The 21,601-nt window shown below is 66.9% G+C and carries 16 protein-coding genes; 11 read left to right on the forward strand and 5 right to left on the reverse strand.

Features of this window, described 5'->3' with window-relative positions; translation table 11 throughout:
* Both V5F89_RS01160 and V5F89_RS01165 read right to left on the reverse strand, forming a co-directional pair.
* A complete protein-coding gene (locus tag V5F89_RS01160) occupies positions 1-936 on the reverse strand; it encodes a FecR family protein (RefSeq protein WP_338446435.1) in 936 nt (311 codons plus the stop codon).
* Positions 937-992: 56 nt separating this feature from the next.
* The gene (locus V5F89_RS01165) at positions 993-1,520 is read right to left on the reverse strand and encodes an RNA polymerase sigma factor (protein ID WP_338446436.1); all 528 of its coding nucleotides are present in this window, start codon (positions 1,518-1,520) and stop codon (positions 993-995) included.
* 192 nt (positions 1,521-1,712) lie between these two features.
* Here V5F89_RS01165 and V5F89_RS01170 point away from each other — a divergent pair, with 192 nt between their 5' ends.
* From V5F89_RS01170 to V5F89_RS01190, 5 genes are all read left to right on the forward strand, one after another.
* Positions 1,713-3,017 carry an acyl-CoA dehydrogenase family protein gene (locus V5F89_RS01170; protein ID WP_338446437.1) on the forward strand — a complete coding sequence of 435 codons (1,305 nt, stop codon included), beginning with the start codon at positions 1,713-1,715 and terminating at the stop codon, positions 3,015-3,017.
* A complete protein-coding gene (locus V5F89_RS01175; RefSeq protein ID WP_338446438.1) occupies positions 3,014-4,549 on the forward strand; it encodes an MFS transporter in 1,536 nt (511 codons plus the stop codon). The genes V5F89_RS01170 and V5F89_RS01175 overlap by 4 nt, the downstream gene beginning before the upstream one ends.
* A gap of 18 nt (positions 4,550-4,567) precedes the next feature.
* Entirely contained in the window at positions 4,568-5,779 is a 1,212-nt protein-coding gene (locus V5F89_RS01180) for an acyl-CoA dehydrogenase family protein (protein ID WP_338446439.1), read from the forward strand.
* 121 nt (positions 5,780-5,900) lie between these two features.
* Positions 5,901-6,971 (forward strand): acyl-CoA dehydrogenase family protein, encoded by a 1,071-nt coding sequence (locus V5F89_RS01185; protein ID WP_338446440.1) that lies wholly within the window; start codon positions 5,901-5,903, stop codon positions 6,969-6,971.
* 4 nt (positions 6,972-6,975) lie between these two features.
* Positions 6,976-8,286: an MFS transporter gene (locus tag V5F89_RS01190; protein ID WP_338446441.1), complete on the forward strand. Its 1,311-nt coding sequence runs from the start codon at positions 6,976-6,978 to the stop codon at positions 8,284-8,286.
* Here V5F89_RS01190 and V5F89_RS01195 read toward each other — a convergent pair whose 3' ends face one another.
* From V5F89_RS01195 to V5F89_RS01205, 3 genes are all read right to left on the reverse strand, one after another.
* Positions 8,287-9,519: a TetR/AcrR family transcriptional regulator gene (locus tag V5F89_RS01195; RefSeq protein ID WP_338446442.1), complete on the reverse strand. Its 1,233-nt coding sequence runs from the start codon at positions 9,517-9,519 to the stop codon at positions 8,287-8,289.
* 64 nt (positions 9,520-9,583) lie between these two features.
* Positions 9,584-11,338 (reverse strand): class I adenylate-forming enzyme family protein, encoded by a 1,755-nt coding sequence (locus V5F89_RS01200; protein WP_338446443.1) that lies wholly within the window; start codon positions 11,336-11,338, stop codon positions 9,584-9,586.
* Positions 11,339-11,341: 3 nt separating this feature from the next.
* Positions 11,342-12,520 carry an acetyl-CoA C-acyltransferase gene (locus V5F89_RS01205; RefSeq protein ID WP_338446444.1) on the reverse strand — a complete coding sequence of 393 codons (1,179 nt, stop codon included), beginning with the start codon at positions 12,518-12,520 and terminating at the stop codon, positions 11,342-11,344.
* A gap of 194 nt (positions 12,521-12,714) precedes the next feature.
* Here V5F89_RS01205 and V5F89_RS01210 point away from each other — a divergent pair, with 194 nt between their 5' ends.
* The 6 genes from V5F89_RS01210 to V5F89_RS01235 all read left to right on the forward strand — a co-directional run bounded on the left by V5F89_RS01210 (position 12,715) and on the right by V5F89_RS01235 (position 21,592).
* Positions 12,715-13,950: a serine hydrolase domain-containing protein gene (locus V5F89_RS01210; protein WP_425334365.1), complete on the forward strand. Its 1,236-nt coding sequence runs from the start codon at positions 12,715-12,717 to the stop codon at positions 13,948-13,950.
* A gap of 15 nt (positions 13,951-13,965) precedes the next feature.
* Complete coding sequence (locus V5F89_RS01215) at positions 13,966-16,005, forward strand: 3-hydroxyacyl-CoA dehydrogenase NAD-binding domain-containing protein (protein WP_338446445.1); 2,040 nt, start codon at positions 13,966-13,968, stop codon at positions 16,003-16,005.
* Positions 16,006-16,129: 124 nt separating this feature from the next.
* Positions 16,130-16,351, forward strand: coding sequence for a hypothetical protein (locus V5F89_RS01220; protein ID WP_338446446.1), 222 nt, complete (start codon positions 16,130-16,132; stop codon positions 16,349-16,351).
* Positions 16,352-16,434: 83 nt separating this feature from the next.
* On the forward strand, positions 16,435-19,425 hold the full coding sequence (locus V5F89_RS01225; RefSeq protein WP_338446447.1) for a TonB-dependent receptor domain-containing protein: 2,991 nt from the start codon (positions 16,435-16,437) through the stop codon (positions 19,423-19,425).
* 230 nt (positions 19,426-19,655) lie between these two features.
* Entirely contained in the window at positions 19,656-20,579 is a 924-nt protein-coding gene (locus V5F89_RS01230; protein ID WP_338446448.1) for an acyl-CoA thioesterase, read from the forward strand.
* Complete coding sequence (locus tag V5F89_RS01235; RefSeq protein WP_338446449.1) at positions 20,576-21,592, forward strand: phosphotransferase family protein; 1,017 nt, start codon at positions 20,576-20,578, stop codon at positions 21,590-21,592. The genes V5F89_RS01230 and V5F89_RS01235 overlap by 4 nt, the downstream gene beginning before the upstream one ends.
* The last annotated feature ends 9 nt before the right edge of the window (positions 21,593-21,601 follow it).

Genomic DNA, 21,601 nt, shown 5'->3' on the forward strand with positions numbered 1-21,601 from the left:
TCAACGGCTATCGATCATCCAGCTATCCCCTTTGCGCCGCACGGCAACGCCGAACAGCGGCCCCACCGCCTGCGGGTCCTGCGCCAGCGGAGCGAGCGCGACGCTGCCGGTCGCGCGGCGGCCGGCAACCGCCGGGGCGGCGGCGAACGCGATCCCGGTGCTGGCGGACAGTTCGCGGGCAATCTCGCCCAGGGGGGCATTGTCGAACGTCAGGCGGCCCGTCTGCCACTCCCCGATCCGCGCGACCGGCACGGTCGACCGGCGATAGGCGTCGCTGCCGTCGGTCACGCTCAGCATGTCGCCGGGTTCGAGCCGGGCCGGCTTCCGCCCCGGATTGACCAGCACGACGCCTTCGGAAACGGCCACGCTGGTCGTCGTGCCGGCGCGGGTCACGTCGAAGACGGTGCCGGCATCGACCAGGGTCTCCTCGCCGACCGAAACGGTGAACGGATCGCTCTCGTCGTGGCGGACGGTGAACAGCGCCCGGCCCCGCTCCAGCACGGCGAAGCGCGGCCGGTCCCGGTCGAGCGTCACGCGCGCGCCGCCGCCGAGGGCGATCTCGCTCCCGTCGTCCAGCGGCACGACCAGGGTTTCGCCGGCCTCGGTCTCGATCGTATAGCCCGATCCGCGCAACTGGAGAAAGCCGACCATCGCCACCAGCACCACGGTCGCCGCCAGCGCGGCCCAGCGCCAGCGCCCGGCCTGAGAAGCAACGCCGCGGCCGGGCGCGCTTGCCCCCACCCCGGGCAGCGAAGCGTCGTCGTTGACCACGCGCGACGGCAGATCGGCTTCGGCCGCATCGGCCACTGCCGCCACTGCCCGGTCGTAGGCGCGCGCATGTTCGGGGTCCGCCTCCAGCCACAGGGTGAAGGCGTCCCAATCCTCGAACGAGGGGTCGCCGGTCTTCACGGCCCAGGCAATTGCGTCTTCGGTCATCCGGTCATCTTGCCCCATTGCGAGCCCCTTTCGCAGACAAGACGGAGCCATGCGCCTCAATCCTCATCCAGCCGCTCCCTGATCTCCAGAAGAGCGCGGTAGGCGCGCCTCAGATCGCTTTCCACCGTGCTCAGGCTGACGCCGAATTCCTCGGCCACGATCTTCTGCGGAACACCGTCGATCCGGTGCCGCCGGAAAATCGCGGCCGGACGCCGGCCGAGCGCATTGAGCGCGTCGGCCACGATCCGCGCGTGCTGGCGGCCGATCACGACCCGTTCTCCCGAAGGCGCGTCGGAGACGCCGGGATTTGCCGAACCCGCGACTTCGCTCCACGCCTGTTCGCGCCTGCGCGCCTGGCGTTCGGAGCGATAGCGGTCGATCATCACCAGGTCGGCGGTGCGGAACAGATAGGCCAGCGGAGAGGCCAGCGGGCCGGTGCGCGCGGCCGAGATCTTCAGCCAGACCTCGTGCACCAGATCCTCCGCCGCATCGCCCGCCCCGCGCGCGCGCAGGAAACGCACCAGCCGCTCGCGATTCGCGAGGAAAGCGGCTTCGAGACCGTTCGGAGCGGGGTTGCTGGGCACGGCAAAACCTTTTTGGCGGCCGCGCGCGATACGGCAAATCCCGCCCCGGGGGAAGACGGCACCGCCCGGCATCGGCGGCCGCGCCCGGCGGCCGCGACGACTTTCTCCGCTCCGTCTTGTTCCTTTTCAAATATCGGGTATGTTGATTCGGCACGACCCGGAAAACGGGCGGCGACAATGGGAAGGATACCGATGGCCTGGGATTTCGAGACCGAGCCCGAGTTTCAGGAGAAGCTCGACTGGATGGAGGATTTCGTCCGCGAGAAAGTGGAGCCGCTCGGCCTGCTGGACATCCATCCCTACGATGTGAAGAATCCGCGCCGCAACGCGCTCGTCCGCCCTCTGCAGGACGAAGTGAAGGCGCAGGGCCTGTGGGCCTGCCACCTGGGGCCGGAGCTTGGCGGGCAAGGCTACGGCCAGGTCAAGCTGGGCCTGATGAACGAGATTATCGGCGGCGCCAGCTTCGCGCCGATCGTCTTCGGCTGCCAGGCGCCCGATACCGGAAATGCCGAGATTATCGCGCACTTCGGCACCCCGGAACAGAAAGAGCGGTATCTCGAGCCTCTGCTCGCCAACGAGATCGTCTCCGCCTTCTCGATGACCGAACCCCAGGGCGGATCGGACCCGACCGGCTTCGTCACCCGCGCCGAACAGGACGGCAATCACTGGAAGATCAACGGCGAGAAGTGGTTTTCCACCAATGGCAAATGGGCCGACTTCCTGATCGTCATGGCGGTCACCGATCCCGACGCGCCGCGCCACGAGCGCATGAGCATGTTCATCGTCCCCGTCGACACCCCGGGGGTCGAGATCGTGCGCAACGTCGGCGTCTATGGCCAGCAGGAAGGCAGCGAGAGCTATATCCGCTATACCGACGTGCGCGTGCCGGCCGATCACCTGCTCGGCGAACGCGGCGGGGCCTTCGCCATTTCGCAGACCCGGCTCGGCGGCGGGCGGGTTCATCATGCGATGCGCACGGTCGGCAACTGCCGGCGCCTGCTCGATCTGATGAGCCGGCGCGCCGTCAGCCGCACGACGCGGACCGGCACGATCGCCGATTACCAGGCGGTTCAGATGCAGATCGCCGACAGCTATATCGAGCTGGAACAGTTCCGGCTGTTCGTGCTCAAGACCGCGTGGATGATCGACAAGCACCGCGACTATCGCAAGGTGCGCAAGGATATCGCCGCGATCAAGGCGCTGATGCCGAAAGTCTATCACGATATCGCCGCGCGCTGCATCCATATCCACGGATCGCTGGGCGTCTCGAACGAAATGCCGTTTGCCGGCAATCTCGTCGCCGCGATGGTCATGGGCATCGCCGACGGCCCGACAGAGGTGCACAAGGTCACCGTCGCGAAGCAGCATCTGCGCGGCTATCGCGACGTGGCCGATCCGGTCTTCCCCGATTACTCTCTGCCCAACCGCCGCGCCGCCGCGCGGGCACTTTTCGATCCGGTTGACGAACTGGCCGAAGCGGCGGAGGCCACGGCATGAGCGCGAGCCGCGCCGCCCCCGCCGATCCTCCGGCGAGCGCGACCGATGCCGCAGACGCGCCGCCGATCACGCTCGCCACCCGCGTCAGCTACGGCGCGGGCGCAATGGCCAACGGGATCAAGGGCGCGGCATTCTCCAGCTACCTGATGCTCTATTTCAACCAGGTGGTCGGGGTGCCGGCAGCCATCGTCGGCACCGCGCTCGCCTGCACCCTGCTGGTCGATGCGATCGTCGACCCGTTCCTCGGCCGCTGGGCGGACGTCACGCGGTCGCGCTGGGGCCGGCGCCATCCGTTCATGTATGCCGCAGCGATCCCGACCACGGTATTCTTCTTCCTCACCTGGTTCCCGCCCGAGGGGCTGAGCCATATCCAGCTCGGCTTCTGGATTTTCGCCTTCGCCGCCGCCACCCGCGCCGCGATCAGCGCATTCGAGATCAACGCTTCGGCCATGGCGCCCGAGCTGACCGGCGATTATACCGAACGGACGCGGCTGTTCTCGCTGCGTTACTGGTTCGGCTACGCCGGTGCCTACGGCTTCACCGCGTTCTCGCTGGCGTTCATTTTCATCGAAAGCGACGCCTACCCGCGCGGGCAGCTCAACCCCGACAGCTATGTCAACTTCGCCGCACTGGGCGCGGCGCTGATTTTCCTGGCGATCCTGGTCTGTGCGGCGGGCACGCACAACCGGGTGCCGTGGATGCGGCAGGCGGACGGGCAGGCCGGCGATCCGGGAATGCCGGTGCGCGAGCACTTGCGCGAAATGTTCGCCGCTTTCCGCAACCGCGCGTTCCTCTCGATCTTCGGCTTCGGCGTATTCAAGTACACCGCGATCGGGCTTTACAGCGCGACCACGCTCTATTTCGGGACTTATCTGTTCAAGCTCAACACGGCGCAGCTCGCGCTGCTGACGCTGGACAGTTTCGTGGCCGCGACGCTGGCGGCGCCGCTGGCGCCGATCTTCTCCCGCTGGTTCGGCAAGCGCACGAGTTCGATGGTCTTCGCCGTGCTGGGCGTCTCGATCGGGCTCAGCCCCCTGCTGCTCAGCCTGTTCGGGCTGTTCTTCGTCCCCGGCGACACCCTGCTGGTGCCGGTGCTGTTCGCGATCGGGGCGATTTACGGCGCGATGGTCGCCATCTCGCTGATCAACACCAGCGCAATGCTCGCGGACGTGGTGGAAGACAGCGCGGTCGAAACCGGCCGGCACGCGGCCGGCACGTTCTTTTCCGCCTCCAGCTTCATGCAGCAATGTTCCAACGCGCTGGGCATTTTCGTCGCCGGGCAGGTCCTTGCGCTGGCCGAATTTCCCGAACGGGCGGATCCCGACACGATACCCCGGCCAGTGGTCGACAGCCTGCTGTTGCATTATATCCCGACGTCCATTTCGCTCTGGACGATTGGCGCGCTGATCCTGCTGTTCTATCCGATCACCCGCGCCCGGCACGAACGGAATATCGAAATTCTTCGCGCGCGCGAAGCCGAGGCGCGCGAACAGGAGCAACGCGACGCGGCCCTGGGGGGGCCCGCCCGATAACATGTTGAGGAGAATCGAATGGCCACCCAGCCCGATGTAAAAGCCCCCGGCGCGGACGACGCCTTCCGCGAGGAAGTGCGCCAGTTCCTGGCCGACAACTTCCCGCCCGAGTTGAAAGGCAAGGGCAACGCGCTCGCCGGTGTCGACGGGCCGACGCAGGAAAGCGACGCCCAGCGCAAGTGGCGCGAGGCGATGGGCGAACGCGGATGGGGCACGCCCACCTGGCCGCGCGAATACGGCGGCGGCGGGCTGACCCGGCGCCAGGCGCGGATTCTGGACGAGGAAATGGCCCGCGCGGGCGCCTACAACCCGATCGGCGGGATGGGCGTGATGATGTTCGGCCCCACGCTGCTCGAATACGGCAGCGAAGCGCAGAAGAAGGAACATATCCCGCCCATCTGCCGGGGGGAGATCCGCTGGTGCCAGGGCTATAGCGAACCCAATGCCGGCTCCGACCTCGCCAATCTGCAGACGACGGCCGAGGACAAGGGCGATCACTATCTGGTAAACGGGCAGAAGACCTGGACCAGCGGCGGCCAGTGGGCCGACAAGTGCTTCTGCCTCGTGCGCACCGACAAGAGCGACAAACATCGCGGGATCAGCTTCCTGCTGATCGACATGGACGCACCGGGCGTCGAAGTCCGCCCGATCCAGATGATCAGCGGGATGAGCCCGTTTTGCGAAACGTTCTTCACCGACGTGAAAGTGCCGAAGGAAAACCTGGTCGGCGAAGAAGGCCAGGGCTGGACCATCGGCAAGCGGCTTCTCCAGCACGAACGCACCAATCTTTCGGGCGGCGGCAGCCTGGCCCGGATGATGGGCGCGAGCCTTTCCGACCTGGCGAAGAAATATCTCGAAACCGACGAAAGCGGGGCGATCGCCGACAAGGTGCTGCGCGACCGCATTGCCGATTTCGAAATCCGCTGGAGCGCCTTCCTGCTCACCGCCCGGCGCGCGGCGGAAGAGAGCAAGGCCGCCGGCGGAGTCTCCGAAATCAGCTCCGTGCTCAAGAAGCTGGGCACGAAGCTGGGCCAGGAACGGGCCGAACTCATGATCGAGATCATGGGTTTTCAGGGCTTGGGCTGGGAAGGCGAAGGCTTCTCGGAAGCCGAGCTGGCCGGCGTGCGCGCCTGGCTCTTCGGCAAGGCGACGACGATCTACGGCGGTTCGACCGAGATCCAGAACAACATCATCGCCAAGCGCGTGCTTGGCATGCTCGACCATCAGTAAAGGCCCTCTCCCCCGAAGGGGAGAGGGTTGGGAGAGGGGAACGCGTCTCCCGCAGGATCAACAGGGCCGGGAAAGAGTCCCCCTCTCCCGGCCTCTCCCCTGAAGGGGAGAGGAGATAGACATGGCGGTTCTCAACGAAGAACAGGAAATGCTGCGCGACATGGCGCGCGAATGGGCCACCAACGAAAGCCCGGTGGCGGCTTTCCGCAAGGTCCGCGCGAGCGGCGATCCCGAGGCGTTCGATCGCGACGCCTACGGCGCAATGGCGCAGATGGGCTGGAGCGGGATCATCGTGCCCGAGGAACACGGCGGGTCCGATTTCGGCTGGCTTTCGGCCGGCCTGGTGGTGGAGGAACTGGGCAAGACCCTGACGGCGAGCCCGCTGGTCGCCACCACGCTGGCCGCCGCGGCCATCGTGCTGGGCGGCAGCGACGAGCAGAAGGCGAAGTGGCTGCCCCGGCTCGCGAGCGGGGAGACGATCGGCACCCTGGCGATCGACGAAGGGCCGCGGCACGATCCGGCGAAGCTGTCGGCCAGCGTGGCGGGCGGCAAGCTGTCGGGCACCAAGGCTTTCGTCCACGAGGCGCACGGCGCCGACCTGTTCGTGGTCGCGGCGGCCAACGGCCTCTATCTGGTCGAGAAGGGCGACGGCGTCTCGCTCGCCACGCGCAAGCTGACCGACCAGCGCAGCCATGCGCAGGTGACCTTCGATGCGGCTCCGGCGGACAGGCTCGACAGCGGGGGCGACAGTCTGCTCGACGACGTGCTCGACCGCGCGCGCATTCTTACCGCGTGCGAGATGCTCGGCATGGCGCAGGCCGTGTTCGACATGACGCTCGACTATCTGAAGCAGCGCGTGCAGTTCAACCAGGTGCTCGCGACCTTCCAGGCGCTGCAGCATCGCATGGCCGACCTGTTCGGCAACCTTGCGATGATGCGCTCCGCGGTCGAGGGCGGGCTCCAGGCGCTCGACAGCGGCTTCGGCATCGCGCGCGCGGCGACCATCGCCAAGGCCGAAGCCAACCGCGTGCTGCATACGATGAGCCGCGAGGGGATCCAGCTCCACGGCGGGATCGGGATGACCGACGAATACGACGTCGGCTTCTATCTCAAGCGCGCGCGGGTGCTGGAAACGAGCTGGGGCGGCACCGCCTACTTGCGCGACCACTTCGCCGGGACGAGCGGCTACTGACCCCTTGGGGCCGGATCGCGATAGCGAAGACGACGATGCATCGGCCGGCGCCCGGGAACGGGCGCTGGCCGAACATGCGCGGTTCGTCGATGCCAATCTGAAGCGGAACTTCCGCGCCAATTTCATCCACGGCGTGCTGGGCATGACCGGCTTCCGCCTGATCTACGCCCCGACGATCATTCCCGCCTACCTGATGCTGCTGACCGGCAGCGCGGCCGCGGTCGGGCTCGGCACCGCGTTGCTGCAACTCGGCGCGACGATCAGCCCGATCGCCAGCGGCGCGCGGATCGAGCATCGCAGCCATATCCTGCCTTACGCGATCCGGGTCGGCTCGCTGATGCGGCTGATGATCCTCGCGCTCGCGCTGGCAGGCTGGCTCCTGACCGGCGATGTCCTGCTGCTCGTCACCTTCGGATGCTTCCTGTTGCTCGGGTTCTTTTCCGGTGCGCAGCGGGTCGCCTTCCAGATGTTGATGAGCAAGCTCATCCCCATCCGCAAGCGCGGCCGGCTCCAGGGCTATCGCAACTTCGCCGGCGGACTGATCGCCGCCGTCCTCGCCTGGGTTGCGGGCAACTGGTTCATTGCCGACGAATGGCTGGGCAACGGCTACGCCACGACCTTTCTGTTCGCTTTCGTGCTCACCAGCGCCGGGCTGGTCGTGCTCAAGACGATGATCCGCGAGCCGGCCGCCCCGATGGCCCGCCCGCGAATGCCGATCCGCGACCGGATCAGGGAATTCCCGCAGCTTCTCGCCGATCGCGACTTCGCCAATTTCCTGGGCGTGCACAGCCTGGCCACGATGGCCCGCGTCGGGGCGCCGTTCTGGACCGTCTATGCGGGCACCCTGCTCGGCCTCGACGGTGCGCTGGTCGGCGGGCTGAGCTTCATGTTTCTCGGCTCGGACACGGTTTCCAACATCGTCTGGGGCCCGATGGGCGACCGGTTCGGCTTCCGCATCGTCTATGCCCTGTCGTTGCTCTGCTCGATCGGCGGGGTTGCGCTGCTGGTCGCCGCCGAAACCGCGCCCCCGGTCTACGCCGCCTTCATGCTGCTGGGCTTCGGCGGATCGGGCTGGATGCTGGCCGCGAGCACGATGGTGCTGGAATTCGGTTCGGCCGAGGACATCCCGATGCGGCTTGCCTTCGCGACCACGGTGGAGGGCGCGATTGCGGCCGGCGGGCCGATCGTGGCCGGGCTGCTGGTGGCGACCTGGGGATTCGCCCCGCTGTTCGTGCTGGTCTTCGCTACGCTGGCGGCGGCGCTGCTCGTGCTGATGCTGCGCGTGCGCGAGCCGCGAAACCGCGCGCAGGGCTGATCATTCGACCGGGGCGAGCAATCCGGCCGAAAGCGTCGAGACATAGGTGCGGATCGCCAGTTCGGGATCGCCGAAACGGTCCGCCCAGTTGCGCGCCTCGTACGCGCCGTTGAGGGTGGACATGATCACCTGGCTGGCCACCAGCGGGTCGATCGGCCGCACCGATCCGTCGGCCACCCCGTCGATCAGCATTCCGGCAAAGCGGCGCGCGAGCCGGTTGGAGCGGGTCACGACGTCGACTTTGTGATCGCTGTCGAGCGCCTGGAGCGCGGTCGTGCGCAGCAGGGGCATGGCATCGAAGAACTGCACATCCAGCAGCTCCCCCAGCACGCTGGAAAGCCGGGTCCAGTAATCGGCATCGATGGTCTGTCCGGCCATCTGCACTGCCGAAAGCCGGTCGTAACTGCGCTGGAAACAGGCGAGGACGAGATCGTCCTTGGCATCGTGATGGTGGTAGAAACTGCCCTTGGTCACGTTCAGCGACCGGGCGATGCGATTGACCGAGGCGCCGCGATAGCCGCGCTGGTTGATCATCACCGTCGCGGCGCGCAGGAATTCGTCGTTCTGGCTCGGCTTCGCCTCGTCTCGCGTGCGCCAGTCGCCGTTGTCGAGCGGACGCGGGCGCCACTCGCCGGGCCTGGCAGGGATGCCGTGGGCGAGGATGTCGAACATGCGCTCGCTCACACGCGGGAAGTCGAGCGTGGAATAGCGCAGCGACCAGACCGGCCACCACATCATCGCCTCCAGCAGGACATGGGCCCGGGCGGAAAACAGCGCGTGCGCGCGATCCGATTGCGGCTCTCCGAAAAAGCGGCGCACATGGCCCACGATCTCGCGATAGCGCGCGAGGAGCGGCGCCTGGGCGGCGGGATCGAGCGTGCGAATCTCGGACAGGGCAGTAACCAGCCCTTTCTCCCCGCGGCGGATGCGGGTGCGCAGCGCGACATGTTCGTCGATATAGCGGCGCAGGCGCGCGGGGGGATCGGGCTCGGCCAGGGCATCGACGGCGATCCGCCCCATAAGGTCCAGCGTCGCCTCGTACACGGCAACGACGAGCTGTTCCTTGCGCGAGAAGTAATAGGTGATGCTGGTGGCGTTCAGCCCGATGGCACGCGCCACGTCCGACAGGGTGGTCGCCTTGACCCCCACCTCGTTGATCAGCACCGATGCAGCATGGATGATGGCCTGGCGCTTCTCGCCGAACCGTCTCGTTTCCGCACTCTTGCTCGCCATCGGCTCCCCCGGGTTTCAGGCGCGTTACATCAGCAGGGATGAAACTGCCAAGCGGGCAGCGGCGCTATTCCCCGTCGAAGAGCACGGCCAGATCTTTCTTCAGGATCTTGCCGTTGGCGTTGCGCGGCAGGGTATCTTCGACGAAGACGATCCGCACGGGGACCTTGAACTTCGCCAGCCGGGCTGCGACCCAGGCCTTCAGTTCGTCTTCGCTCGCCCGGGCGCCCGGGGCCAGATGGACGACCGCCGCCGGCTCCTCCCCCAATTGCGGATGGGGCAGGCCGATCAGCGCGGCGTCGGTCACCGCCGGATGATCGTAAAGGACGTTCTCCACCTCGGACGAGTAGATGTTTTCCCCGCCGCGAATGATCATGTCCTTCGCGCGGTCGACGATATAGCAGAAGCCCTCCTCGTCCAGCCGCGCGAGGTCTCCGGTCCTGACCCAACCGTCGACGAACGTCTCGGCGGTCGCTTCGGGATTGTTCCAGTATCCTTTCACCACCATCGGCCCGCGGGCCCACAGCTCGCCCACTTCGCCGGTCGGCAGCTCGCGCTCGCCATCCTCGCTCATGATCTTGAGGTCGGCGACCGCGACCGGCGGGCCGCAGCTGTCGGGCCGGTTGAGATAGTCCTCGCTCGAATGGCCGGTCACCGTGGCCATCGTTTCGGTCATGCCCCAGCCGTTGCCGGGCAGCGCGCCGAACACCTCGCGAATCTTGCGCACCAGCTCGGGCGCGGCGGGCGCGCCGCCATAGGCGATCGCCTCTATGCTGGAGAGGTCGTAGTCCTTGCGCGCCGGATGCTCGATCAGCTGCCAGGCGATCGTGGGAACGCCGCCGGTGACGCTGACCTTTTCGCGCTCGATGATCTCGAACGCCTTGATCGGGTCCCACTTGTGCATGAAGATCAGCGTGTTGCCCGCCGCCAGGTTGCCCATCAGCCCGGCCGAGCAGGCCGTAACGTGAAACAGCGGTATCACGGTGAGGCCGACTTTGTGCGCCGGCTCGGGGATTTCCTCGCCCCGGCGGAGCACGGCGCAGGCCGCGTTATAGCCGCTGGACAGGATATTGGTGCACAAGTTGCGATGCGTGCCCAGCGCGCCCTTGGGATTGCCGGTCGTGCCGCTGGTGTAGAAGATCGTCGCATCGTCGTCCGGCGCGATCTCCACTTCGGGCAGTTCCGCGGACGGCAGGCCGGCATAGTCGCCCGGCGCCCCGATCACATCCTCCAGCCGCTCGGCGCCGTCCAGGGGGCCGTCGCTGCGCGAAACGAGCACGCTTTCCAGCTCCGGGCATTCATCCCGGTGCGGCGCGATCCGCTCCCACCGCTCATCGTCGCAGATGAGCACGCGGGTGCCCGAATTGGACAGGCCATAGGCCAGTTCCGGCCCGGTCCACCAGGCGTTGAGCGGCACGCAGATCGCGCCGATCGTCACCGCCGCGAAGAAGGCGACCGGCCATTCGGGCAGGTTGCGCATTGCGACCGCGACCCGGTCGCCCTTCTGCACCCCGCGCGCCTGCAGCGCATGGGCGAGCGTGGCGACCGCGCGGAACCAGGCGTCGTAAGTGACGCGCTCGTCCTCGTAGATCGTGAACTCGCGGGGCCCGTACATCCGCCCGAGCAGCGCGATGGCGCGCAAGTTCGGCGGCGCGTTCTTCCACACGCGCGTCGGCACACCGCGAATGTCGACCGTTTCCATTTCGAACCGCTGGCCCGGCGCCGTGAGAATTTTCCGGCACTCCTCGCGCGAGATCGCGGGCCACCCTTCGGGCGGAGTCCAGCCGATGGCCGAAGCGAGATCCTTTGCCTGTGTCGCCATGATTCAGAGCACCTCGAACAGGCCGGCGGCGCCCATGCCGCCGCCGACGCACATTGTCACAACCACATGCTTCACCCCGCGCCGCCGCCCTTCGATCAGCGCGTGGCCGACGCAGCGCGCCCCCGTCATGCCGAAGGGGTGACCGATGGAAATGGACCCTCCGTCGACGTTGAGGCGATCGTTGGGAATGCCGAGCTTGTCGCGGCAATAGAGGACCTGGACCGCGAACGCCTCGTTCAATTCCCACAACCCGATGTCGTCCATCGACAACCCGAAACGCTCGAGCAGGCGGGGAATGGCGAAGACCGGGCCGATTCCCATTTCATCGGGCTTGGCCCCGGCTACGGCCATTCCGACATAGCGGCCCAGCGGTTCCAGCCCCCGGGCCCTGGCCACTTCGGCTTCCATCAGGACCGAGGCGGCCGAGCCGTCGGAAAGCTGGCTGGCATTGCCCGCGGTGACGGTGTGCCCCTCGCCCATTACCGGCTGCAGCTTTGCCAGCCCTTCCAGCGTGGTGTCGGGCCGGTTGCAGTCGTCCATGGCGATCGTCACTTCGCGCTGGCTGACAGCGCCCGTTTCCTTGTCGGTCACGTGCATCGTCGTCGTCACCGGCACGATCTCGTCGTCGAACCGGCCGGCCTCCTGCGCCGCGGCGGTCCGCTGCTGCGACTGGAGCGAATATTCGTCCTGCGCCTCGCGGCTTATGCCATAGCGTTTCGCGACCACCTCCGCCGTGCCGATCATCGGCATATAGATGTCGGGGTGCATTTTCAGCAGCTCTTCGTCGCGCTGCGTGTTCTGCTGGCCGGAGCGGATCGCGGTGATCGATTCGACCCCGCCCGCGACGCAAATATCCATCCGGTCGACGATGATCTGCTTGGCCGCCGTGGCGATCGCCATCAGGCCGGACGAGCACTGGCGGTCGATCGTCATCCCCGCGACTTCGACCGGCAGGCCGGCGCGCAGGGCCACCTGGCGGCCCATATTGAACCCCTGCTGCCCCTGCTGGTTGGCCGCGCCCATGACGACATCGTCGATCTCGCTGCCGGCGACCCCCGCCCGCTCGACCGCGGCGGCGACCGACCAGGCGCCGAGCTGCACGGCATGGGTGGCGTTGAAGGCACCGCGCATCGCCTTGGCCAGGGGCGTACGGGCAGTGGACACGATCACGGCGTCGCGCATTTCGGGCAGGTTCCTCTCGTCTTTCGCTTGTGCGATTCTTGTTTCGCGATTTATGCAGAAGCGGCGCGCTGTTGCAAGGCGGGAGACACGATTTTCTGAATTTGAGGTATGAGGGTTCAAAACCGGGTAAAATCGTCTATCGTCCGGTGTCAGAAGAAAAGGTATGCCCAAGACGGGCCTGTGCGGGAGGGAGCATGATCGAACTGGCGGATGCGGAGGCGCTCGGCTTCGACAAGGGGCGGCTGGCCCGCATCGACACCTTTCTGCAGGAAAACTATATCGACACCGGCCGTCTGCCCTGCGCGCAGATCGTGGTCGCGCGCGAGGGGCGCCCCGTGCACTACGCGCATCTGGGGACCTTGCGCGAAGACGGCACGCCGATGCGCGAGGATGCGCTGTTCCGCATCGCCAGCATGACCAAGCCGGTCACCTCGATCGCTTTCATGCAGCTGGTCGAACAGTGCCGCGTGGCGCTGGAGGACCCGGTCACCCGCGTGTTTCCCGAGTTCGCGAACCTCGCCGTCTATGCCGGCGGCGGCGGGTCGATCCCGTTCGCACCGGGAAGCCCGGCCCCGCCGATGCGTTTCGTCGACCTGCTGACACACATGTCGGGCTTCACCTACGGCCTGCAGAACCGCACCAACATCGATGCGCTTTACCGCGAGCACAATCTGGACTTCGCCCGCGACCACCTCGATTCCGATGGATTCGTGGAACGGCTGGCGCAGCTCCCGCTCGAGTTCGCGCCCGGGACCGGCTGGAACTATTCGGTATCGACCGACGTGCTGGGCATCGCGGTCGAGCGGCTCAGCGGAATGCGGCTCGGCGACTATCTTGCCGAGCACGTCTTCGGCCCGCTGGGCATGACCGACACCGCCTTCGGCGCCGGGGATGCGGGGGCGGAGCGGCTGGCCGACGCCTATGCCTATCGCCCGGGCAAGCCGCCGCGCATGATCGATGCGGGGGCGACCAGCAAGCTCAACCGCCCCGGCACTTTCGACAGCGGCGGGGGCGGACTGGTCGGCACGATCGCCGACTATCAGCGCTTCGCGACCATGCTGGCCAACGGCGGCGAGCTGGACGGCGCGCGAATCGTTTCGCCCAAGACGCTCCGCCTGATGCGGACCAACCACTTGCCCGGCGGGGCCGACCTGACCGAAATGTCGCGCAGCCTGTTTTCCGAATCGCACAACGCCGGGACCGGCTTCGGCCTGGGCTTCGCCATGGTGATCGATCCGGCACGGACGCTGATGCCCGCGAGCGAAGGCGAATTCTATTGGGGCGGTGCCTATTCGACCGCTTTCTTCGTCGATCCGGTAGAGCGCGTGACGATGGTGTTCATGACGCAGCTCTACCCCTCGTCCGCCTATCCCATCCGCCGCCAGCTCAAGACGCTGATCTATGCGGCGCTCAGCCACAGCAACGCCTGAAGGAGAATCCCTGCAATGACATCGCCCATTCGCACCGAACGGCACGACAACGTGCTCGTGATCGTTTCCGACAATCCGCCCGTGAACGCCCTGGGCCAGGCCGTGCGCGCCGGGCTGGCGGCTGGTATCGAGGAGGCCCTGGCCGACGATGCCGTGGAAGCCGTGGTGATTCGCTGCGACGGACGGACGTTCTTCGCCGGTGCCGATATCACCGAATTCGGCAAGCCGCCGCAGGGTCCGAGCCTGCCGGAAACGCTCGACAAGCTGGAAGCGAGCGACAAACCGGTGGTGGCCGCAATCCATGGCACCGCGCTCGGCGGCGGGTGCGAGGTCGCGCTTGCCTGCCACTACCGCGTGGCAGTGCCGAGCGCGAAGCTGGGCCTGCCCGAAGTGAAGCTCGGCCTGATCCCCGGTGCCGCGGGCACGCAGCGCCTGCCGCGCCTGATCGGCGCCGAAGCTGCCCTGCCCATGGTCGCGACCGGCGATCCGATCCCGGCAAAGAAAGCGCAGGCGATCGGGCTGGTCGACGAACTGGTGGGCGAAGACAGCCTCGAAGCCGACGCGATCGCCTTCGCCCGCTCGAAGATCGGCCAGCCGGTGCCGCGCACGTCCGAGGGCACGGCGAACCAGGACGGGGTGAAGAACCCCGCCATCTTCGACGAATTCCGACAGAAGAACGCGCGCAAGATGCGCGGGTTCGACGCGCCCAACGCCGCGATCGAGGCGGTCCGCGCGGCCGGCGAACTGCCCTATGCCGAAGGGGTGAAGAAAGAGCGCGAGCTGTTCGCCAAGCTGATGGACGGCACGCAGTCCAAGGCCATGCGCCACTATTTCTTCGCCGAACGCGCGGCCAACAAGATCGACGATGTGCCGGCCGACACGCCGCTGATCCCTGTAAAGAAAGTCGGCGTGATCGGCGCCGGCACGATGGGCGGCGGGATCGCGATGAACTTCCTGTCCGCCGGCATTCCGGTGACGATCCTGGAAATGAAGCAGGAAGCGCTCGACCGCGGCACCGGGGTCATGCGCAAGAACTACGAGAACACCGCGAAGCGCGGGCGGATGACGGCCGAGCAGGTCGAAGCGGCGATGGGCCTGCTCACCCCCACGCTCGATTATGCCGATCTCGCCGATTGCGATCTCGTGATCGAGGCGGTGTACGAGAACATGGATGTGAAGAAGGAGGTGTTCGCCAAGCTGGACGAAGTGGTGAAGCAGGGCGCAATCCTGGCTTCCAACACCAGCTATCTCGACATCGACGAGATCGCCACCGCGACAAAGCGCCCGGGCTATGTTCTCGGCCTGCACTTCTTCAGCCCGGCCAACATAATGAAGCTGCTGGAAATCGTGCGCGGGGCGAAAACGCGCGACGACGTGCTGGCGACCGCGATGAACCTGTCGCGCAAGATCGGCAAAGTCGCGGCCGTTTCGGGCGTCTGCCCCGGCTTCATCGGCAACCGTATGCTGTCCAGGCGGCAGGAGCAGGCGAACCAGCTGATCATGGAAGGCGCGAACTATTGGGAAGTGGACGACGTCCTGCTCGAGTTCGGTTTCCCGATGGGGCCGTTCCAGATGGGCGACCTCGCCGGGATCGATATCGGCTGGCACCGCGATCCGTCGAAAGTCACCACCGTGCGCGAGGCGCTCTGCGCCGTCGGGCGCTTCGGCCAGAAAGCGGGCAAGGGCTTTTACGACTACGACGAGGCGCGCAACCGCACCCCGTCGGACGAAGTCAAGGCGATCATCGCCGATTTCGCGACCAGGGAGGGGCATGAACAGCGCGAGATTTCGAAGGACGAGATCCGCGAACGCCTGCTCTATCCGATGGTCGACGAAGGCGCGAAGATCCTCGACGAGAAGATGGCCCAGCGCGCCAGCGACATCGATGTCGTCTGGATCAACGGCTATGGCTGGCCGCTCTATACCGGCGGGCCGATGTTCTGGGCCGACACCGTCGGGCTCGACACCGTGGTCGCCGGGCTGGAGAAGCACGGCCTTCCCGTGAGCGACTATCTGCGCGGCAAGGCCGAGCGGGGCGAGCGCTTCACCGGCTAGAGTCGCTTCAGCAAGGCCGAAGCGGCACCGGCCCACCGACAAGACATGGCGGCACCACCGGCGAGGGCCGGTCGGTGCCGCGCGTGCATCCGCGCGAGGCGCGGCAGCTCTTCGAATATTCGGTATGAGTATCAACCTGCAACCGAACCCGTCCCGGCGGGGACCCGCGCACAAGACTCGCGAAAACTATCGCAGTGAGTTCGCGGTATGCCCGATATCGGCAGCATTCATCACCGAAATTCGTGCTCTGCGGACGAAAGGATTCCGTATTCAGGATAAAGGTTTGGCGAAATATCCGAACACGCAGCGGCGCCGCAACGATCGCACCGTTTCACGAATCGCTTGACATATCATGCCCAAACTACTCCACTTTCGATGACCGGGTATGTGTCGACAAAGAACGCAACCCGGCAAGGAGAGGAGAGGATCATGAGGAAACGGGCCTTACGGCACACGTGCGCCCTGCCGGTGCTGGCAGCGGCGCTCACCGCCACATCGGCACTGGCGCAGCAGGCGGAGCCGGCGCCGGCAAGCAGCGAGACGGCCGCATCGGGCAACCCCGTCATCGTCGTCACCGGATCGCTTATCCGCGGCACGCCGGAAGATGCCGCGCTGCCGGTCGACGTGATTTCGCAGGAAGAGCTGATCGACCAGGGTTCGCCGACCGCGCTCGACCTGATCAAGAACCTGCCGGGATCGAGCGGGGTCCTGGGCGATTCGAACCAGTTCGATTCGCGCTCGCAGGGCGGCGAAGGGATCGCGACCGTGAACTTGCGCGGGCTCGGCCCCTCGCGCACGCTGATCCTGCTCAACGGCAGCCGCCTGGCCAATTCGCCGATCGGGGTTCCGGCGGTCGATGCCAATCTCCTGCCGTCCGCGGCGATCGGGCGGATCGAGGTGCTCAAGGACGGCGCGGCCGCGACCTACGGGTCGGACGCGATCGGCGGCGTGGTCAACTTCATCACCAACAAGCAGCTCGACGGGCTGGTCGTCAGCGGCGACTATCGTTTCATCGACGATTCGGACGGCGACTGGACCGCGTCGGCGGCGTTCGGGCACCAGGGCGACGGGCTGCGCGTGCTGGGCAGCTTCGGGTATCAGCACCGCTCCCCCCTCGCGGCGAAAGACCGCGACTTCGCGCTCCGCCCCTATGCGGAAAACCCCGCGGGCGGCTTCACCCAGGGCGGCAATCCCAGCGCCTTCCTGCCTTTCGCGTTCTACCCGGGGACGTTCATCGGCCTGACCGGCGGCTTCCAGGTCGATCGGGGCTGCGACGATCTGGGCGGGGTGCCGGTGCACAATTCGGCGCCGACCGATATCGACAGCGCCACGCGCTGCGCCACGCAATACACGCCCTTCGACCTGCTGGTCGAACGTGAGGACCGCTGGCAGGCCTATCTCGAAGTCGAAGTGGCGCTGACCGACGCGATCAGCGCCGAAGTGACCGGGCTGCTCGGCAATACGTCGGTCTCCGCCAATACGTCGCCCAGCTATATCCTGCTCAACACGCCGACCCCCGGGCTGGCCAACCCCATCGGGTCGCAGTTCTGGGTGGCGCCCAACAACCCGGGCCTGATCGCCTATCGCGCGGCCAACCCGGACCAGTTCCCCTCCGGCGCCAACAGCGCGCTGCTGGCGGCCGGGGTGTTCCGCACCGCCCTGCTCGGCGGGCATCCCAGCTTCACCGACCAGAACGGGATCGACGGCGCGGCGCCGGTCACCCGCGACAGCGAATCGACCCGCTTCACCGGCGCGCTGCGCGGCGAACACAGCGATGCGTTCAACTGGGAACTGCGCGGCACATACCATCGCTACACGCGCGAATCGACCGGTTACGACACGATCATCGACCGGGTCCAGCTCGCCTTGCGCGGCCTCGGCGGGGAGGACTGCGATCCGCTGACCGGCACGCCCGGAGTGGGCCCGTGCATGTTCTACAACCCGTTTTCCAACGCGATCGAACGCCATCCGGTCACCGGCGCGACCAACCCGGGCTACGACGCCTCGGTCGCCAACGATCCGGCGATCTTCGATTATTTCACCAAGAAATCGAGCAGCCGGATCGAGAACACGCTGAAAGTCGTGGACTTCGTGGTCAGCGGCAACACCGGGATCGCGCTGGGCGGCGGCAACGGGATCGGGTACGCGGTCGGCGCCCAGTACCGCCAGAACGATTACAGCGCGAAATACGGGCCCTACAACAATCTCGACATCTATCCCTGCCCGGCTTCGCTCGATTTCGGGGTCGATACCTGTCCGCGCCCGATCGGCCTGTTCGGCTTCCTCGGTTCCGACCAGCCGAATGCCAGCTCGCAGGACGTGCGCGCCCTGTTCGCCGAGCTGCAGATCCCCGTCGGCGATCGCATCGATCTCCAGCTCGCCGCGCGGTACGAGGACTATGGCGGCGCTGTCGGTTCCACTTTCGACCCCAAGGCCAGCGCCCGGGTCCAGCTCACCGACTGGCTGGCGCTGCGCGGATCGTACCAGACGACCTTCCGCGCCCCGCCCTCGAACTTGCTGACCGAAGGCGATTACGTCACTTCGCTGCAGTTCGTCGGCGGATCGTTCCGCGCGGTGCAGGTCAACGACAACCCGATGCTCGTTCCCGAAAGCGCCGAAAGCTATGGCGGGGGCGTGCTGGTGGACCTGGGCAGGTTCCGCGCCAGCGTCGATTACTGGCGATACGATTTTGCCGACGACATCGCGGCAGAGCCGGTTTCGGGTCTCCTCAATTCGGTCTTCGACAGCACGCTGGGGTCGAACACGCCGGGCACCGCCCCGGCCGATTGCTCCAACCCGCTGGCGGCGCGGTTCACCTTCTCGGGCGGACCGGCCGGCGGGGGCTGCGGCGCGCTGACGCCCACTCTGGCCGATGTGACCACGATCGACACGTTCTATACCAACGGCGCCGGGCTGAAGACCTCGGGCATAGACTTCCAGGCCAGCTATCAGGGCGACTTCGCGGCGCAGGGCACCTGGGGCCTGGGGCTGAGCGGAAGTTACGTGATCGATTACGAAACCAACGACTTCTTCATCGGCGACGCTCTGATCCAGCCGGGCTTCTCCGCGGTCGGCAAGCTCAATTACCAGACCACCGCCTATCCCTTGCCCGAATGGAAAGTGAACGGCCATGCCGAGATCGGCTGGGCGCGGCACAACGCGCGCCTGACGGTGACCCATATCAAGGGTTATATCGACCAGCGGCAGCAGCCGGGCGATCCGGGATACAAGATCCCCGATTTCACGACGCTCGACTTCACCGTGCGGCTGGGGCTGCCGTTCCAGACCGACCTGACGCTGTCGGTGCTCAACCTGCTCGACAAGGAGCCCGGCTTCGCCGCGCTCGACTACAACTACGATCCGTTCACGGCCAATCCGCTGGGGCGCAATTTCAAGGTCGGCATTCGCAAGCACTTCTGACCGCTTCGGCGATGGCGACAGGGGCCCGGCATCCCGCGATGCCGGGCCTTCGCGTTTCGGGCGCGGGCGCGATTCGATTCCCGCTATGGGTATGCCGGAATGTTGCCGGAGGGGCGAGGCCCCTTCCGCCCTTCGCAAAGGCTGGATGTTTGTCGAGGCAAATAAATCTGCCGGTTGCAATATGCGCGCGAAATGCGCATCGATTGCAGGGAGAAAGCAGGGGAGCGGATTTGGAACATCGGGTACGTGCCAGCGAGGAAACGGAAGAAGAGCGGCTGGAGGTCATCCTGCGCCCTGTGGCCAATGCGGCGGACACCTGGATCGGCGCCCCCGGCCCCGCGATGGGGCCGCGCCTGTTCGGCGGGCAGGCGGTCGCCCAGGCCTTGATGGCGGCGTCGCTGGAGGAGGATGCCGGGCGGCTGGCGCATTCGCTGCATTGCTACTTCCTCAAACCCGGCATGGCCGACGAGCCGGTCGAATACCGGGTCGCCCACCTGACCGCCGGCCGCAGCTTCGCCGCCCGGCGGGTGGAGGCCTGGCAGGGCCAGCTGTGCATCTTTTCGATGATCGCCTCTTTCCACCGGCCCGAGCCCGGCTTCCGCCACGCGGTCGAATGCCCCTACCCCCTCGATATCGAGGGCGCGCTGGCGACGCTGGACGGATGGCGCGAAAGCGACGATGACAGCGGCCAGCATCCGCTCGTCCGGCGGTTGCAGCAACGGCCGATAGAGATCGTGCCGCTCGACCCGTCGGCCGTTTTCGGCGGGTCCGCGCACGAGCCCCGGGCCGCATGGTGGATGCGCCTGCGCCGCCCGGCCCAGGCGGACCCGGCCATGCAGCGCGCACTGCTCGCCTATGCCTCCGACATGCTGTTCATGCGCAATGCCATGCTGCCCCACGGCATCCGGCCGGGCAGCCGCAAGGTCCAGGCGACCAGCCTCGACCATGCGCTGTGGTTCCACGAGACGCCCGATTTCGACCGCTGGCACCTGTTCGTCAGCGAAAGCCCCTGGGCGGGCGGCGCGCGCGGGCTCAGCCGCGGGCACTTCTTCGCCGAAGACGGCCGCATGGTCGCGACCGCGCAGCAGGAGAACCTGATGCGCCCGCTCGGCGAAGCGCTGGAACGCCTGGCGGAGCAGGAGCAGGGCGCGTGACCGCCGACCGCTTCGCCGATCTCGACGGGGAGGCGCTGGCCCGCTGGCTGGGGCAGCCGGTGTCGGCCATCGCCAAGTTTCCGGGCGGCCAGTCGAACCCCACTTACCGCGTGGAGACGGCGACAGAGGCGATGGTCCTGCGACGCAAGCCGTTCGGCAAGCTGCTGCCTTCGGCCCATGCGATAGAGCGCGAGCACCGGTTGATCGCGGCGCTCCATCCGATGGGGATGCCGGTCGCCCGCCCGATCGCCTTGTGCGAGGATGCAGGCGTGATCGGCGCGCCGTTCTACCTGATGGAACTGGTCGAAGGGCGCACGTTCTGGGCGGGGGGCCTGCCCGATTGCGCGCCGGAAGAACGCGGCGCGATCTATCGCGCGATGATCGAAACGCTCGCCCGGCTGCACGCGATCGATCCGCAGGCGGCGGGGCTGGAAGACTATGGTGCGCCGGGCAATTATTTCGCACGCCAGGTGGGCCGCTGGACCCGGCAGTACCGCGCCGCGCAGACCGACGAGATCGCCGATGTCGAATGGCTGATCGAATGGCTTCCCGCCACCCTGCCGCCGCAGGAACGGACCGCGATCATCCACGGCGACTATCGCATCGACAATCTGATTTTCGCCCCTGACGGCCCGCAGGTTCTGGCGGTGATCGACTGGGAGCTGTCGACCCTGGGCGACCCGCTGGCCGATTTCGCCTATCTCGCGATGAACTGGGCCATGCCGCACGGCGAGCGCGGCGCGCAGCTGGGCGGGCTGGACCTCCCGGCGCTCGGCATCCCCACGCTGGAGGAAGCGAGCGCGCTCTATTGCGAACTGACCGGCCGCAGCGCGCTGCCCGACCTCAACTGGTTCTTCGCCTATAACCTCTTCCGGCTGGTCGGTATCATCCAGGGAATCAAGAAACGCGCGCTCGACGGCAATGCCTCCAGCGCCAATGCCCAGGCCACGGGCGAGCGGATCGTGCCGCTTGCCCGGCAGGCGCGGGCCTTTGCCGAACGTGTCGGGGCATGAACCCGGCGT

It is taken from the genome of Pelagerythrobacter marensis (genome assembly GCF_036700095.1).
In the GTDB taxonomy this organism is placed as follows: Bacteria; Pseudomonadota; Alphaproteobacteria; order Sphingomonadales; family Sphingomonadaceae; genus Pelagerythrobacter; species Pelagerythrobacter marensis_A.

Bases quoted from the DNA above. Each gene is read 5' to 3' on its own strand.
- V5F89_RS01160 (WP_338446435.1), bottom strand. From the start codon at position 936: ATGACCGAAGACGCAATTGCCTGGGCCGTGAAGACCGGCGACCCCTCG.
- V5F89_RS01170 (WP_338446437.1), top strand. From the start codon at position 1,713: ATGGCCTGGGATTTCGAGACCGAGCCCGAGTTTCAGGAGAAGCTCGAC.
- V5F89_RS01175 (WP_338446438.1), top strand. From the start codon at position 3,014: ATGAGCGCGAGCCGCGCCGCCCCCGCCGATCCTCCGGCGAGCGCGACC.
- V5F89_RS01180 (WP_338446439.1), top strand. From the start codon at position 4,568: ATGGCCACCCAGCCCGATGTAAAAGCCCCCGGCGCGGACGACGCCTTC.
- V5F89_RS01185 (WP_338446440.1), top strand. From the start codon at position 5,901: ATGGCGGTTCTCAACGAAGAACAGGAAATGCTGCGCGACATGGCGCGC.
- V5F89_RS01195 (WP_338446442.1), bottom strand. From the start codon at position 9,519: ATGGCGAGCAAGAGTGCGGAAACGAGACGGTTCGGCGAGAAGCGCCAG.
- V5F89_RS01200 (WP_338446443.1), bottom strand. From the start codon at position 11,338: ATGGCGACACAGGCAAAGGATCTCGCTTCGGCCATCGGCTGGACTCCG.
- V5F89_RS01205 (WP_338446444.1), bottom strand. From the start codon at position 12,520: ATGCGCGACGCCGTGATCGTGTCCACTGCCCGTACGCCCCTGGCCAAG.
- V5F89_RS01210 (WP_425334365.1), top strand. From the start codon at position 12,715: ATGATCGAACTGGCGGATGCGGAGGCGCTCGGCTTCGACAAGGGGCGG.
- V5F89_RS01215 (WP_338446445.1), top strand. From the start codon at position 13,966: ATGACATCGCCCATTCGCACCGAACGGCACGACAACGTGCTCGTGATC.
- V5F89_RS01220 (WP_338446446.1), top strand. From the start codon at position 16,130: ATGAGTATCAACCTGCAACCGAACCCGTCCCGGCGGGGACCCGCGCAC.
- V5F89_RS01225 (WP_338446447.1), top strand. From the start codon at position 16,435: ATGAGGAAACGGGCCTTACGGCACACGTGCGCCCTGCCGGTGCTGGCA.